Genomic DNA, 15055 nt, shown 5'->3' with positions numbered 1-15055 from the left:
AAAGCAGATGAGCAGGCGGTTTAGCGCTTGCTGTACTGCGGGGCCTTACGGGCCTTCTTGAGACCGGCCTTCTTGCGCTCGACCGCACGGTCGTCGCGGGAGAGGAAGCCGGCCTTCTTCAGCGTCGGGCGGTTGTTGTCGACGTCCGCCTCGTTCAGCGCACGGGCCACGCCGAGGCGCAGGGCACCGGCCTGACCCGAGACGCCGCCGCCCGAGATGCGGGCGATGACGTCGTAGCGGTTGTCGAGCTCGAGCACCTTGAAGGGCTCGTTGACTTCCTGCTGGTGCACCTTGTTGGGGAAGTAGTCCTCAAGGGTGCGACCGTTGATCTTCCACTTGCCGGTGCCCGGAACGATCCGGACGCGGGCGATGGCGTTCTTCCGACGGCCAAGGCCGGCGGCGGGCTGCGGGTCGCCGAAGCGGGACGCCAGCGACTCGCTGGTGTACTCGCCCTCGACGGGAACCTCGGACTCGAAGGTGGTCACCTCGGCGAAAACCTCTTCGCCCTCGACGCCCTCGACGGGGTTCTCAACAGTGGTCTCGGCCACGATTCTCCTCAGATCTTTCTTTTGGTCTTAGGGGGAGGCCGGAACTACTGCGCGACCTGGGTGATCTCGAACGGGACCGGCTGCTGAGCAGCGTGCGGGTGCTGGTCGCCCGCGTAGACCTTGAGCTTCGAGAGCATCTGACGGCCCAGGCTGTTCTTGGGGATCATGCCCTTGATGGCCTTCTCGACAGCCTTCTCGGGGTTCTTGTCGAGCAGCTCGTCGTAGCGGACGGAGCGGAGACCACCCGGGAACCCGGAGTGGCGGTACGCCATCTTCTGGGTCTTCTTGTTGCCGGAGAGGTGAACCTTCTCGGCGTTGATGATGATGACGAAGTCGCCCATGTCCATGTGGGGGGCGTAAATCGCCTTGTGCTTGCCGCGGAGGAGGTTCGCAGCCGTGGTGGCCAGACGGCCCAGGACGATGTCCTGCGCGTCGATGATGTGCCACTGGCGCGTCACATCGCCGGGCTTGGGGCTGTACGTACGCACGGTCGTAGCCTTCGCTTCTTCAGTGAGTGAGTCCTGACAAGGCCACCCGGACGATCACACCAGCCTTGGCGGCGCTGCGGGGACGCAACCCGAGTACCTGCCGCTGGTCATCGGCCCGGTGGACCGGCGTAAGGGCCCCTCGCGTGAGAACGACCAAGCCAATACGCATAACAAACCAGAAGAATACCGTCGCTCCCCCGCGCGGGTCAAAACAGCCCCCGAACCCCGGCCCTGCCGGGGTTTCGGGAGCCGGGAGCCCGGGTTCAGGCGCCCCGGGATCAGGCCTTCGTCGCCACGAACAGGTCCTCGCCGACCTCGGCCGTCAACGACCGGTCCAGCCACTCGCCCAGCACATCCAGATCGGAACACGAGACAACCCGCTCACGCACCTGCTCCGACACCGCGATCCCCCGCTTGGAAAGAATCCGCAGAATGTCCTCGGCACGCCCCTCGGCACGCCCCTCGGCACGCCCCTCGGAACGCAGACGCTGGGACGTCTCCGAGCGGAAGAAAGAGAGGTCGACAGACATCAGATCCCTCCAGATCTGTGAGGCCGGAGCGGAGCCCAGGCCGAGTTCGGTGAGTTCGGCGAAAATCATCGCCGTGTCTTCGTCAACGGTCTGCAGAGCGGCAGCCAGCGCCTTCAGTATGGCACCGGCATTCGGATCCTTACCATGTGTGATGGCCGAGAGCGTGGCGAGGGGAATGTCCCTGGCGGCGGCGTCCACGTCGGTGAAGACGGGGACGTTGTGCGGCCCGAGCACCAACGGGCGCAGCGACAGCGTCGGCCATGCCGTGGGACCGATGACCACCGTCTCCGCCGCCCACTCCGCCGTCGACCTGTCCTGGCACGTCACCAGGAGCAGCGGCGGAAGCCGGTACTTCGCGTAGAGGTGGGCCACGTAGTAGGCCCAGCTGCCGGGTTTGCCCCGGTCCTTCTTGCCCTGCGCCTCCACGGCCAGCAGGTAGCTGTCGCCCCCGGCCGCGTCGATCCGCAGCAAGGTGTCCACCCGTCTTTCGAGCGGCTGGATCTCGGTGAGATCGGTGGGCATGAGGGACACCGCGACAGGTTCCGGAAAGGGGAGCCCCAGCGTGCGGAAGGTCCGTGCGAAGACTCCGGGATCCTCCTGGAAGATCCGGTGCATCGCCTCGTGTGATGAGCTGACCATGCGGCCACGCTAGGGACGCGACGTCGGACGTGCGGGCCCTTCACGGAGCGCTCACCCGGACGGGTGAGCGCCGACTCGGGTGCCCCGCCCTACCGCACCCGCTCCACCCTCCGCTCGTCCCACACCGGCTCCGTCGTCTCGCGCACGACACCGTCCGAGCCGAACACGAGGTACCGGTCGAAGGACTTCGCGAACCACCGGTCGTGCGTGACGGCCATCACCGTCCCCTCGTACGCCTCCAGCCCGTCCTGCAGGGCCTCCGCCGACTCCAGGTCCAGGTTGTCCGTCGGCTCGTCCAGCAGCAGCGCGGTCGTGCCGGCCAGTTCCAGGAGCAGGATCTGGAACCGCGCCTGCTGCCCGCCGGACAGCTTCTCGAACGGCTGGTCGCCCTGCCGCTCCAGCTCGTAGCGCCGCAGCACGGACATCGCACCGCCCCGGTCCTTGGCGTGCTCGGTCCACAGGATCTCGACGAGTGTGTGGCCCAGCAGCTCGGGATGGGCGTGCGTCTGGGCGAAGTGACCCGGTACGACGCGCGCCCCGAGCTTCCACTCCCCCGTGTGCGCCACCGGCTCGCCCGCGAGCAGCCGCAGGAAGTGCGACTTCCCCGAACCGTTCGAGCCGAGGACGGCCACCCGCTCCCCGTAGAAGATCTCCAGGTCGAAGGGTTTCATCAGCCCGGTGAGCTCCAGGCCCTTGCAGGTCACCGCCCGCACACCGGTCCGCCCGCCGCGCAGCCGCATCCTGATGTCCTGCTCGCGCGGCGGCTCCGGCGGGGGCCCGGCGTCCTCGAACTTCTTGAAGCGGGTCTGCATCGCGCGATAGCGGGACGCCATGTCGGGGCTGATCGCCGCCTGCTGCCGCAGCCGGTGGACCAGCGCCTTCAGCCGGGCGTGCTCCTCCTCCCAGCGCCGCAGCAGCTCCTCGAACCGGGCGAACCGGTCCTTGCGGGCCTGGTGGTAGGTGTCGAAGCCGGCGCCGTGCACCCACACGTCGCTGCCCGCCGGGCTCGGCTCGACACTGACGATCTTCTCGGCCGCCCTGGACAGCAGCTCCCGGTCGTGGGAGACGAAGAGGACCGTCTTGCGGGTCTCCTTCAGCCTCTCCTCCAGCCACCGCTTCCCGGGAACGTCGAGGTAGTTGTCCGGCTCGTCGAGCAGCAGCACCTCGTCCGGCCCGCGCAGCAGCGCCTCCAGCACCAGCCGCTTCTGCTCACCGCCGGACAGTGTGCGCACCTCACGCCACTGCGCCTTCTCGTACGGGACACCGAGCGCGGCCATGGTGCACATGTCCCAGACGGTCTCGGCCTCGTACCCGCGGGCCTCCGCCCAGTCGCTCAGGGCCTGCGCGTACTTCATCTGCGCGGCCTCGTCGTCGACGGTGAGGATCAGTTCCTCCGCCTTGTCGACGGCCAGGGCGGCCTCCCGGATACGGGGCTGGGCGACGGAGACCAGCAGGTCCCGGACCGTGCGCTCGTCCCGCACGGAGCCCACGAACTGCTGCATCACCCCGAGCCCGCCGCTCACCGACACGGAGCCGCCGTGCGGCTGGAGCTCCCCGGCGAGCAGTTTCAGCAGCGTCGTCTTCCCGGCACCGTTCGCCCCCACGAGGGCGACCACCGCCCCGTCCGCGACCCGGAACGAAGCATCGCCGAGCAGCACCCGCCCGTCCGGTAGGTAGTACTCCAGATGGCCCGCTTCAAGATGTCCCATGCACAGCATTGTCACGGGCCGCGAAGCCCTGGCCCAACCGGTTTACGTTGCGTCTAGGATTCGCCGCATGAGCTTTGGGCAAGGGGGGCCCTCCTGGGGGCCCGGAGGCACACAGACTCCGGACTGGGCAGCGCTGGCCGACGAGTCCGCCGCGCGCAACCGCCGCAAGAAGTGGCTGCTGATCGGCGGAGGCGTGCTCGCCACCGCCGCGGTCGGCGCGATCGTGGCCACCGCGGTCATCTCGACCAACAAGAACAACTCCACCAACTCCGGCAAGCACGCGAGCGAGCTCCCGGCACCGTCCGACCTGCCGAACGACACCGCCGAGCCCGAGCCGTCCTTCTCCTCGGTGGCACCGCCGCCCCCGCCCGACCCGAAGGACTACATATCCGACGCCAGGAAGGACAAGGCGCCGATCACCGCCGACGCGTTCTTCCCCGGCAAGAAACTGACGATGGGCGACCGTGTCTATGTCAAGGGCGCGACGCAGCAGACGAAGAGCTGCGCCGCGACCACCAAGGGCGCGCTCGGCTCGATCCTCACCGGCAACGGCTGCGACCAGGTCATCCGGGCCACGTACAGCAAGGACGGCGTCGCCGTCACCGTCGGCCTCGCGGTCTTCGGGACGGAGGCACAGGCCAAGAGGGCGGCCCAGCAGTCCAGCGGCAGCATCGCGCCCCTGAGCGGCGCGGGTGTCCCGGCCTTCTGTCCCCCCGGATCGGTGTGCCGCCGTACCGCCAACTCCTACGGCCGCTACGCCTACTTCGCCATCACCGGGTACACCAGCGGCAAGAACGTCACCACGGCGGACAAGAACGTCTACGCCACCGGCGACGACCTGACGAACTTCACGTTCCGTCAGATCCGGTACCGGGGCGAGCTCCAGGCCTCCGCGGCGGCCACCGCACCCGCCGGCTGACACGGCCCGGGGATCCCGTGCGCCTTCCGTTCCTCCTCACCCTCCCCCGCGTGCTGCGCCATGGCGCGGCCATCGGCGCCGACCTGCCCCCGGACGAGGCCGTGGTCCTCGAAGCCCCGGACGCCGCGCTCCGCACCGCCCTGACCTCGGCCGCCGAGGGCGACCACGGCCCCGCGCGCGAGCTGCTCGCCGCGACCCGTGCGCACGCCCAGTGGGAGCTGCGGGACGGTTACGTGTCCCGGCTCGCCGCAGCTGCCCTGCACAACCCCGGCTGGCTGGACGCCTGGCTGGCCGGATCCCCCGAGGACCCGGACGCGGCCCTGATCAAGGCGGACCTCTGTATCGACCGGGCCTGGGAGATGCGTACGGCACAGCGCGCCGGGCATGTCCCGCGCGACCGGTTCCAGGCCTTCTTCGCGCTGCTGGAGGACGCGGCGCCGGTGATCGGCAGGGCCGCCGGACTCAACCCCGCCGACCCCGTGCCGTGGCGCATCGCCCTGACCCACGCCAGGGGCAGCCAGGCCCCGCGCCACGTCTTCGACGACTACTGGGCCCAGGCCCTGGCACGCGACCCGCACCACTACGGATGCCACGCCGAGGCGCTCCGGTACCGGTGCGCGAAGTGGTCGGGCTCGCACGAGGAGATGTTCGGCTTCGCCGAGAGCGCGGCCGACACGGCCCCGCCCGGTTCGAAGCTGCACGCGCTGCCGCTGAGCGCGGCGCTGGAGTACGTGATCGCCGCCCCCGCCGCACCGGCCGGCCCCGACCCGTACGAGCCCCGTGTCACGGCGGCGATCACCCGCGCCCTGGACCTCTCCGCCGCGTACGGACCGGGCAGCCGCGAAGCGGCGGGCTTCCGAAACCACCTGGCCCTGATGCTGCTGCGTACGGAGCGCTGGGACGAGGCACTGGAGGTCTTCCGCAGCATCGGCGTCCACGCCACCGGATTCCCCTGGGCGTACTTCGGCGACGACCCGCGCCAGGAGTTCCTGGACACCCGCTCGGGCGTCCGGATCCATGTGGCGACCAGGACCCCGTTCTTCGGCCGTCCCCCGCGGTCCCGTACCGCCACCGCGGCCGCCCCCGCCTGGACACCGGGCGCCCCGTGCGCGGTCGCGATAGCGGCCGCCCGCCCGGCCGAGGTGGCGCAGACGGCCCTGATGTGCGGCGTCTCGCTCCGCACCGCCCCGGCGACCGCCACGCACACCTACGTCGAGGCCGTCGCGGAAGCCCGGCCCGCCAAACGCTCGGTCCTCTCCACGGAGGACCCGCTGACCAGGGCGGCGGACAACTTCACCACCGGTGAGAAGTGGCCCACGCTGGTCCTGCGCCGCACACCCGAACGCTGCGGGCTCACCCTGTTCCTCAAGGGCAGGCCCCTGGCCACCCACGAGTGGAACGCCGCGTCCCCGGCCCCCGATCACACCGCGGTCACCGCCACGGCCGAAGCCCTCTCCCGCGCCTTCGCCCTCCAGGACCACCGCCCGCTGACGCACATCCTCCGCTCCACCGGCAACCCGGCCCGCCACCAGTCGGACCTTCTGGCGGCCCTGTCCCTGCCCCCGCTGCCCCCGGGCTTCGGCGACCGCCAGGAGGTCCTCGACACCCTCCCCGACGCCAGGGTCCTCGCCCGCCGCGGTCTGCTGTCCGGCATGCGCTCCACGATGACCGCCCAGGACGGCGAACACCCGCCGGCCCCGGGAAGCCACGAACCCCGCCCGCCGCGTTGGTGGCTGCTCCGCGTCCTGGGCCTGCTGCTGTTCACCGCGGCCACGGTCCACGCCTGGTCTGCCCCGGACATCGGCCCGCTCCGCGCGACGCTGCCCACGCTCGCGGCCCTGTTCCTGGCGGGCCGCCTGACGGGGGCCTGGCGGCAGCGGCGCCGGACGCACGGTGGAGCCGCGACAGCCCCGGAGTGAGCGGGGACCACACCCACCGGGGTCTCAGCAGCAGCCGTCCCCGGAGAGCGTGCGCACATTACGCGCCTCCCTGGAGCGGGCGGCCAGCAACTCGTCGGCCGGATAGGCCACTTCCTCCAGCGTCAGCCCGTGGGGTCGCACCACATGCACCCCGGGATCCCGCACCCGTGCCGCCAGCACCTGAGCGGGCCACTCGGCCGGACGGCGCCCGTCGCCCACGAACAGCGCCGCTCCGATCAGTGCTCGCACCATGTTGTGGCAGAACGCGTCGGCCTGCACGGTCGCCGTCATGATCCCGGACGCCTCGTCCCGGACCCAGCTGAGCTTCTGCAGCGTACGGATGGTCGTCGCGCCCTCCCGCTTCTTGCAGTACGCGGCGAAGTCGTGCTCCCCGGTCATCCGGGCCGCCGCCTCGTTCATGGCATCGACGTCCAACGGCCGGTCGTGCCACAGCACATGACCGCGCAACAGCGGATCCACCCCACCGGGACGGTCGGCGACACGGTAGGCGTACCGGCGCCACAGCGCCGAGAACCGGGCGTTGAACCCCGCAGGGGCCCGTTCGATGCGCCAGATCCGTACGTCGGGCGCCATCCGCCCGGCCATCCGCCGCAACAGCTTGTCCGCGTGCTCGGCCCACACCTCGTCCGGCAGATCGACATGGGCGACCTGGCCCCGGGCATGCACCCCGGCATCCGTGCGCCCGGCGACGGTCAGGTCGTACGTCCGCGAGGAACGCGTCACGGTCCGCAGCGCGTCCTCGATCTCCCCCTGGACGGTCCGCCTGGAGGTCTGCTTGGCCCAGCCGGAGAAGTCCTTGCCGTCGTACGCCAGGTCCAGCCGCACCCGCACGAAGCCGGGCTCCACTTCGTCACTCACCCAAGGATCCTTGTCTCCAGTGCATACGGAACGGGCCCGCACCGCCCCGAAGGGTGATGCGGGCCCGCCCAGTGGTCTCAGAACGCTCAGGCGTCCTTGGACTCCGCCTCGGCCTCGGCCGGCTTGGCGTCCTCGACGACCTCGGCCGGAGCCTCGTCCTTCTTGAGGGCGTCTTCCTTGACCGCGCGCTTGGTCGCGGCCTCGGCCTCACCGGTGGCCTGCTGGGCCACGGTCAGCGCCTCGACCAGCTCGATGACCGCCATCGGGGCGTTGTCGCCACGACGGTTGCCGATCTTGGTGATGCGGGTGTAACCACCGGGGCGGTTCTCGTACCGCGGGGCGATCTCGGTGAAGAGCGTGTGGACGACGCCCTTGTCCGTGATCGACTGCAGCACCAGGCGACGGTTGTGGATGTCGCCCTTCTTCGCCTTGGTGATGAAACGCTCGGCGACCGGACGCAGGCGGCGGGCCTTGGCCTCGGTCGTGGTGATGCGGCCGTGCTCGAACAGCGACTTCGCGAGGTTGTTGAGAAGCAGCTTCTCGTGCGCGGCGCTGCCGCCCAGACGGGCACCCTTGGCGGGCTTCGGCATGGTGTTTCTCCTTGTGTGCTGCACCGGCCGTATCAGGTACCGGTGTCAGTTCCCGTGCGGCGGACGCCACACGGAAGATCAGATCCGAACGGGCGGGAACCGATCTCGAACCCGTCCGGCGTTTCGAGGACAAAGCCTCACGCCCGAGCCCGGGACCAAGCCCGTCCGGCGATTGAGGACAGAGCCTCACTCCGGCCGGGGCACCCGACAGAACCCGGGCACCCCGGCCGGAGGTGGATCAGTACTGCTCGGTCTCCACGAAACCGGCGTCCGCGTCGTCGTCGGCGCCGAAGGCGTCGGCCGCGGCCGTCGGGTCGAATCCGGGCGGGCTGTCCTTGAGCGCCAGGCCCATACCGGCCAGCTTCGCCTTGACCTCGTCGATCGACTTCGCACCGAAGTTGCGGATGTCGAGCAGGTCGGCCTCGGAACGAGCCACGAGCTCACCCACGGAGTGGATGCCCTCACGCTTGAGGCAGTTGTACGAACGGACCGTGAGCTCCAGCTCCTCGATCGGCAGCGCCAGGTCGGCGGCGAGCGCGGCGTCCGTCGGGGACGGGCCCATGTCGATGCCCTCGGCGTCGATGTTGAGCTCACGCGCCAGACCGAACAGCTCGACCAGGGTCTTACCGGCCGAAGCCATGGCGTCACGCGGACGCATGGCCTGCTTGGTCTCGACGTCGACGATCAGCTTGTCGAAGTCGGTGCGCTGCTCGACACGGGTCGCCTCGACCTTGTACGTGACCTTGAGCACCGGCGAGTAGATGGAGTCGACCGGGATGCGGCCGATCTCCTGGCCCGCCTGCTTGTTCTGGACGGCGGAGACATAGCCGCGACCGCGCTCGACGGTCAGCTCCATCTCCAGCTTGCCCTTGCCGTTCAGCGTGGCCAGGACCAGGTCCGGGTTGTGGACCTCGACACCGGCCGGCGGGGCGATGTCAGCAGCGGTGACCAGGCCGGGGCCCTGCTTGCGCAGGTACATCACGACCGGCTCGTCGTGCTCCGAGGAGACGACCAGCTGCTTGATGTTGAGGATGAGGTCGGTGACGTCCTCCTTGACGCCCGGCACGGTGGTGAACTCGTGCAGGACACCGTCGATCCGGATGCTGGTGACAGCGGCACCGGGGATCGAGGAGAGGAGCGTACGGCGGAGAGAGTTGCCGAGGGTGTAGCCGAAGCCCGGCTCCAGCGGCTCGATGACGAACCGGGAGCGGAACTCGTCAACGACCTCTTCGGTCAGCGACGGACGCTGAGCGATAAGCATGTTGCGTTCCTTCAGTCGTGGGCGCCCACTATTTGACGCCCCCAGATACTGACAAGGGTACGGGCGGCACGACCCGAAAGAGCCGTACCGCCCGGACCCACGAGCTACTACTTGGAGTAGAGCTCGACGATCAGCTGCTCCTGCACCTGGGTGTCGATCACCTGGCGCTCGGGCAGGGAGTGCACGAGGATCCGCATCGTGGACGGCACGGCTTCGAGCCACGCCGGCACGGTGCGCTCGCCGGCCTCGGCCTGGGCCACCTGGAAGGGGGTCAGGGCCTTGGACTTCTGACGAACCTCGATCACGTCGTTCACGGCGACGCGGGCCGACGGAATGTCGGTCTTCGTGCCGTTCACCGCGATGTGTCCGTGACGCACCAGCTGACGGGCGTGGTCGCGGGACTTGGCGAAGCCTGCCCGGTAGACCACGTTGTCGAGGCGGGTCTCAAGGATGCGCAGAAGGTTCTCACCGGTCTTGCCGGTCTTCTGGTTCGCTTCCTTGTAGTAGTTCACGAACTGCCGCTCAAGAACACCGTAGATCCGCGAGCACTTCTGCTTCTCACGAAGCTGAAGAAGGTACTCGCTGTCCTTGGTGCGCCCGCGTCCGTGCTCACCCGGGGGGTAAGGACGGATCTCGATCGGGCACTTCGCGCTCTCGCACTTGCTGCCCTTGAGGAACAGCTTCTGCTTCTCCCGACGGCATCGCTTGCAGTCGGCCCCGGTGTATCGCGCCATTTTCCAGTTGTCTCCGTTGCTTCAGACGGAATCAGACGCGACGGCGCTTGGGCGGCCGGCATCCGTTGTGCGGGGTGGGGGTGACGTCCTGGATCGAGCCCACCTCGAGGCCGGTGGCCTGGAGCGAACGGATCGCGGTCTCGCGGCCGGAGCCCGGACCCTTGACGAAGACGTCAACCTTGCGCATGCCGTGCTCCTGCGCGCGGCGGGCGGCCGACTCGGCGGCCATCTGCGCGGCGAAGGGGGTGGACTTGCGCGAGCCCTTGAAGCCGACGTGGCCGGCAGAGGCCCAGGAGATCACGTTGCCCGAGGGGTCCGTGATCGAGACGATCGTGTTGTTGAACGTGCTCTTGATGTGCGCGTGGCCGTGAGCGACGTTCTTCTTTTCCTTGCGACGCACCTTCTTGGCTGCGCCCTGACGTCCCTTGGGGGGCATGTCTTGACTCCAGATGGAGAGGGGAGGTGATCGGTCCTACAGCGAAGACCGCTGGTTGCTGCGGTTGACCGGTGATCCGGACACCCGCAGTGCGTCCGCTGAGGACTACTTCTTGCCCGGCTTCTTCTTGCCGGCGATCGCGCGACGCGGGCCCTTGCGGGTACGAGCGTTCGTGCTGGTGCGCTGGCCGTGGACCGGCAGGCCGCGGCGGTGACGCAGGCCCTGGTAGCAGCCGATCTCGACCTTGCGGCGGATGTCGGCCTGGATCTCGCGACGGAGGTCACCCTCGGTGCGGAGGTTGGCGTCCACGTACTCGCGGATCTTGACCAGGTCCTCTTCGGCCAGGTCACGAACGCGGGTGTTCGGGTTCACGCCAGTGGTGGCGAGAATCTCCTTGGACCGGGTGCGCCCGATACCGAAGACGTAGGTGAGGGCAACCTCCACGCGCTTTTCGCGCGGGATGTCAACACCTGAAACGCGTGCCATTCAATGGCTCCAGTTGTTATTTCGGGGGTCTTCCACAGTGCCGCTCCCGATCGCCGACCTCTCACGAGGAGAGGTGGTACGCCCGGGTCCCCGGCCCCCGCCGGAGGTGTCGTCAGCCGAAGCTTGGACGGGCTCTGCGTATGTACGTATTACGTGCGTCGCGCGAAGTACTGCGAGATGCAGGGGGTCGTGCGTCAGCCCTGGCGCTGCTTGTGGCGCAGGTTGTCGCAGATGACCATGACCCGACCGTGACGGCGGATCACCTTGCACTTGTCGCAGATCTTCTTGACGCTCGGCTTGACCTTCATGGGATGTCAGGTTCTCCGGGTCAGTGCCATCACCGCGCCGAGGCGGGGTGCGGGCAAGATCTACTTGTAGCGGTAGACGATCCGGCCACGCGTCAGGTCGTACGGAGAGAGCTCCACGACGACCCGGTCATCCGGAAGGATTCGGATGTAGTGCATCCGCATCTTGCCGCTGATGTGCGCGAGGACCTTGTGACCGTTCTGGAGCTCCACCTTGAACATGGCGTTCGGGAGGGACTCGATCACGGTGCCCTCAATTTCGATGGCACCTTGCTTCTTGGCCACGCTTCGCCCTTCGAATCGGCTACCTTGATCGACTTTCGGTATCACATGTGGACACACGGATGCACAAGAGCCGACGCGTCAGTCTACGTCAGCGGACCCCAAAAGACGAATCCGTCAAGTTTGCCCACCGCGGGAGATCCTTAGACCTCCACAAGGGGGTCAAATCAGCCCATGAGGTCCGCCGGGCTCCGCGCGCCGACCGGGCGATCTGCCGATGAGGTGTCCCCTGGTCCTCAAGACCTCGGGGAAGGGTCCGGCGCCGTCTCGATTCCGTACTGGGCCAGCTTCGCCTTGCCGCAGTCGGGGGCGGTCAGGACCAGCGGGCCCTCCTCGGTGAGGGCGATCGAGTGCTCCCAGTGCGAGGACCAGGTGCCGTCCGTGGTGATCACGGTCCAGTCGTCCTGGAGCACCTCGGTCTGCGGTGTGCCGAGGGAGACCATCGGCTCGATGGCCAGGCAGACACCGGGCACGAGCTTGATGCCCTTGCCCCGCTTCCGGGAGACGTAGTTCAGCAGGTGCGGGTCCATGTGCATCTCGGTGCCGATGCCGTGGCCGCCGTAGTCCTCGATGATCCCGTACTTGCCGGTGGCCGGACGCGGCTGGCGGCGGATGTAGGACTCGATCGCCTTCGAGACGTCGACGAGGCGGTTGTTCACCTTCATCGCGGCGATACCGGCCCACATGGACTCCTCGGTCACCCGGGAGAGCTCGATCAGCTCCGGAGCGTGACCGGTGCCGACGAACGCCGTGTACGCGGCGTCGCCGTGCCATCCGTCGACGATCGCGCCGGCGTCGATGGAGATGATGTCGCCGTCCTTGAGGACGGTCTTGTCGTCCGGGATGCCGTGGACGACGACCTCGTTGACCGAGGTGCAGATGGTGGCGGGGAACCCGCCGTACCCGAGGAAGTTCGACTTCGCACCGTGATCGGCGATCACCTTGCGGGCCACGCGGTCCAGGTCCAGGGTGGTGGCGCCGGGCACCGCCGCCTCGCGGGTGGCCGCGTGAATGGCAGCGACCACCAGCCCCGCCTCACGCATCTTCGCGATCTGCTCGGGGGTCTTGATCTGCACCATTGCGCGGCGCCTCTCTGCATCGAACTGCATCGAACGGTGACGGGGTGCGGCGTACTCAACGATACGGCGCAAACAGTCGGCCGCGGCGCCCATGGACGCCGCGGCCGACTGTACGAGTACTGCGGGGTCTGCCTCTCAGGCCCTCTCGGACCCGAGAGCCTCCATCGCCCGCTCGGTCACCTCGGTGACCTTGCCGAGCGCGGAGATGGTGACCACCAGGTTCTGAGCCCTGTAGTAGTCGATGATCGGCTCGGTCTGCGTGTGGTAGACCTCCAGCCGGGTGCGGACCGTCTCCTCGGAGTCGTCGTCGCGCTGGTACAGCTCGCCGCCGCAGGTGTCGCAGACACCCTCGGCCTTCGGCGGGTTGTACGTCACGTGGAAGACGTGCGCGCTGTCGTTGCGGCAGATCCGGCGACCCGCGATCCGCTTGACGACCTCGTCCTCGGGGACCTCCAGGTCGAGAACCGCGTCCAGCTTCACGCCCTCGTCCTTGAGCATCGCGTCAAGAGCCCCGGCCTGCCCCACATTGCGCGGGAAGCCGTCCAGCAGGAAGCCGTTCACGGCGTCCGGCTGGGACATGCGGTCCTTGGCCATCGCGATGGTGACCTCGTCCGGCACCAGCTGCCCCGCGTCCATGTAGGCGCGGGCCTGCTTGCCAAGGTCGGTGCCCTGGCTGATGTTGGCGCGGAAGAGATCGCCCGTGGAGATGTGCGGAATCGACAGGTTCTTGGCAAGGTACGCAGCCTGCGTTCCCTTGCCGGCACCGGGCGGCCCGACGAGGACGATTCGCATCAGCGGAGGAACCCTTCGTAATTGCGCTGCTGGAGCTGACTCTCGATCTGCTTCACGGTCTCCAGACCCACACCCACGATGATGAGGATGCTCGTCCCGCCGAACGGGAAGTTCTGGTTAGCGCCACCGAAGCCTGCCAACGCCATCGTCGGCACCAGAGCGATCAGACCCAGGTACAGCGAGCCCGGCCAAGTGATCCTGTTGAGCACGTAGCTCAGGTACTCGGCAGTAGGTCGACCAGCCCGGATACCCGGGATGAACCCACCATACTTCTTCATGTTGTCGGCGACTTCCTCGGGGTTGAACGAAATCGCCACATAGAAGAAGGCGAAGAAGACGATCAACAGGAAGTACGCCGTGATGTAGTACGGGTGGTCGCCCTTGACGAAGTTGTCCTTGATCCAGGTCGCCCAGCCCGCGGTGGAGTTGGAGAACTGGACGATCAGGGCGGGGATGTAGAGCAGCGAAGAAGCGAAGATGACGGGAATCACACCCGCCTGATTCACCTTCAGCGGAATGTACGTCGAGGTGCCGCCGTACGACCTGCGGCCGATCATGCGCTTCGCGTACTGCACCGGGATACGGCGCTGGGCCTGCTCGACGAAGACAACGAGGCCCACCATCACGAAGCCGATCAGGATGACGGTGCCGAACTCGATCCAGCCGTCGGCCAGCTTGCCGCTGGTCTTGATGGCCCACAGGGCGCCGGGGAAGCTGGCGGCGATCGAGATGAACATCAGGATCGACATGCCGTTGCCGATGCCGCGGTCGGTGATGAGCTCACCGAGCCACATGACGGCGGCGGTGCCCGCGGTCATGGTGATCACCATGACGATGGTCGTGAAGATGGACTGGTTCGGCACGATCTGGTCGGCGACCGGGCAGCCGCTGAAGAGCGCGCCACTGGTGGCGGTGGCCACCAGGCCGGTGCCCTGGAGGATGGCGAGCGCGACGGTCAGATAACGCGTGTACTGCGTGATCTTGGCCTGGCCGGACTGCCCCTCCTTCTTGAGCGCCTCAAGTCGGGGAATGACCACGGTCAGCAGCTGGAGAATGATGCTGGCCGTGATGTACGGCATGATGCCGAGCGCGAAGATCGTGATCTGCAGCAGTGCACCACCGCTGAACATGTTCACCAGGCCGAAGAGGCTGTTGTTGCCCTTGCTGGCCTGATCAACACAGGTCTGGACGTTCTCGTAGCTCACTCCCGGTACGGGGATGTGTGCCCCGAGCCGGTAGATCACGATGATGCCGAGCGTGAAGAGCAGCTTCTTGCGCAGGTCGGGCGTCTTGAACGCCCGGGCGAACGCGGTGAGCACGGTGCCTCCTGCGACCCCCGCGCAATGCGAAGAGGTGACGGTCTTGAGGATCGACGAATACGTAACAGTCAAAAGTCCCCGGGCGGGTGCCCGAGGGGATACCACACAACAACGCACGCCACCTTACCGGCGACCATGCC

17 protein-coding genes are annotated in these 15055 nt (G+C 68.0%); 2 read left to right on the top strand and 15 right to left on the bottom strand.

Features of this window, described 5'->3' with window-relative positions; all coding sequences use genetic code 11:
* Nucleotides 1-20: 20 nt before the first annotated feature.
* The 4 genes from rpsI to ACIQCZ_RS02640 form a co-directional block, all read right to left on the bottom strand.
* Nucleotides 21-548 carry a 30S ribosomal protein S9 gene (gene rpsI, locus ACIQCZ_RS02655; protein ID WP_351078005.1) on the bottom strand — a complete coding sequence of 176 codons (528 nt, stop codon included), beginning with the start codon at nt 546-548 and terminating at the stop codon, nt 21-23.
* Between the two features lie 44 nt (nt 549-592).
* Nucleotides 593-1036, bottom strand: a complete 444-nt coding sequence (rplM, locus tag ACIQCZ_RS02650; protein WP_351078008.1) for a 50S ribosomal protein L13 — start codon at nt 1034-1036, stop codon at nt 593-595.
* Between the two features lie 278 nt (nt 1037-1314).
* On the bottom strand, nt 1315-2205 hold the full coding sequence (locus ACIQCZ_RS02645; protein ID WP_402278937.1) for a hypothetical protein: 891 nt from the start codon (nt 2203-2205) through the stop codon (nt 1315-1317).
* Nucleotides 2206-2294: 89 nt separating this feature from the next.
* Nucleotides 2295-3923: an ABC-F family ATP-binding cassette domain-containing protein gene (locus tag ACIQCZ_RS02640; protein WP_402280193.1), complete on the bottom strand. Its 1629-nt coding sequence runs from the start codon at nt 3921-3923 to the stop codon at nt 2295-2297.
* A gap of 58 nt (nt 3924-3981) precedes the next feature.
* Between ACIQCZ_RS02640 and ACIQCZ_RS02635 the strand changes: the two genes are divergently transcribed.
* Together ACIQCZ_RS02635 and ACIQCZ_RS02630 are read left to right on the top strand one after the other, a co-directional pair.
* Nucleotides 3982-4833: a hypothetical protein gene (locus ACIQCZ_RS02635; RefSeq protein ID WP_402278935.1), complete on the top strand. Its 852-nt coding sequence runs from the start codon at nt 3982-3984 to the stop codon at nt 4831-4833.
* A 17-nt stretch (nt 4834-4850) separates the two neighbouring features.
* Nucleotides 4851-6752, top strand: coding sequence for a hypothetical protein (locus ACIQCZ_RS02630; protein ID WP_402278933.1), 1902 nt, complete (start codon nt 4851-4853; stop codon nt 6750-6752).
* Nucleotides 6753-6776: 24 nt separating this feature from the next.
* On the opposite strand, the gene truA is transcribed toward ACIQCZ_RS02630, so the two are convergent.
* The 11 genes from truA to secY form a co-directional block, all read right to left on the bottom strand.
* Nucleotides 6777-7631, bottom strand: coding sequence for a tRNA pseudouridine(38-40) synthase TruA (gene truA, locus ACIQCZ_RS02625; protein ID WP_376324873.1), 855 nt, complete (start codon nt 7629-7631; stop codon nt 6777-6779).
* Nucleotides 7632-7717: 86 nt separating this feature from the next.
* Nucleotides 7718-8221, bottom strand: coding sequence for a 50S ribosomal protein L17 (gene rplQ / locus ACIQCZ_RS02620; RefSeq protein WP_402278931.1), 504 nt, complete (start codon nt 8219-8221; stop codon nt 7718-7720).
* Between the two features lie 238 nt (nt 8222-8459).
* Nucleotides 8460-9482 carry a DNA-directed RNA polymerase subunit alpha gene (locus ACIQCZ_RS02615; protein ID WP_024755423.1) on the bottom strand — a complete coding sequence of 341 codons (1023 nt, stop codon included), beginning with the start codon at nt 9480-9482 and terminating at the stop codon, nt 8460-8462.
* Between the two features lie 107 nt (nt 9483-9589).
* Nucleotides 9590-10216 carry a 30S ribosomal protein S4 gene (rpsD, locus tag ACIQCZ_RS02610; RefSeq protein WP_093897256.1) on the bottom strand — a complete coding sequence of 209 codons (627 nt, stop codon included), beginning with the start codon at nt 10214-10216 and terminating at the stop codon, nt 9590-9592.
* Nucleotides 10217-10247: 31 nt separating this feature from the next.
* A complete protein-coding gene (gene rpsK, locus ACIQCZ_RS02605) occupies nt 10248-10652 on the bottom strand; it encodes a 30S ribosomal protein S11 (RefSeq protein WP_003956432.1) in 405 nt (134 codons plus the stop codon).
* Between the two features lie 105 nt (nt 10653-10757).
* Nucleotides 10758-11138, bottom strand: coding sequence for a 30S ribosomal protein S13 (gene rpsM / locus ACIQCZ_RS02600; RefSeq protein ID WP_018519286.1), 381 nt, complete (start codon nt 11136-11138; stop codon nt 10758-10760).
* 194 nt (nt 11139-11332) lie between these two features.
* Nucleotides 11333-11446: a 50S ribosomal protein L36 gene (rpmJ, locus tag ACIQCZ_RS02595; protein ID WP_003956441.1), complete on the bottom strand. Its 114-nt coding sequence runs from the start codon at nt 11444-11446 to the stop codon at nt 11333-11335.
* A 60-nt stretch (nt 11447-11506) separates the two neighbouring features.
* On the bottom strand, nt 11507-11728 hold the full coding sequence (gene infA / locus ACIQCZ_RS02590; protein WP_003956442.1) for a translation initiation factor IF-1: 222 nt from the start codon (nt 11726-11728) through the stop codon (nt 11507-11509).
* A gap of 233 nt (nt 11729-11961) precedes the next feature.
* Nucleotides 11962-12804, bottom strand: coding sequence for a type I methionyl aminopeptidase (map, locus tag ACIQCZ_RS02585; RefSeq protein WP_376221180.1), 843 nt, complete (start codon nt 12802-12804; stop codon nt 11962-11964).
* Between the two features lie 135 nt (nt 12805-12939).
* A complete protein-coding gene (locus ACIQCZ_RS02580; protein ID WP_402278926.1) occupies nt 12940-13596 on the bottom strand; it encodes an adenylate kinase in 657 nt (218 codons plus the stop codon).
* Nucleotides 13596-14915: a preprotein translocase subunit SecY gene (gene secY / locus ACIQCZ_RS02575; RefSeq protein WP_351078026.1), complete on the bottom strand. Its 1320-nt coding sequence runs from the start codon at nt 14913-14915 to the stop codon at nt 13596-13598. Before secY ends, ACIQCZ_RS02580 begins: the two co-directional genes overlap by 1 nt.
* Nucleotides 14916-15055: the final 140 nt, after the last annotated feature.

Source organism: Streptomyces sp. NPDC093149, from assembly GCF_044754145.1.
Lineage (GTDB): Bacteria > Actinomycetota > Actinomycetes > Streptomycetales > Streptomycetaceae > Streptomyces.
The sequence above is the reverse complement of the archived record's forward strand: the minus strand, read 5'-3'. Positions and strand labels throughout refer to the sequence as shown.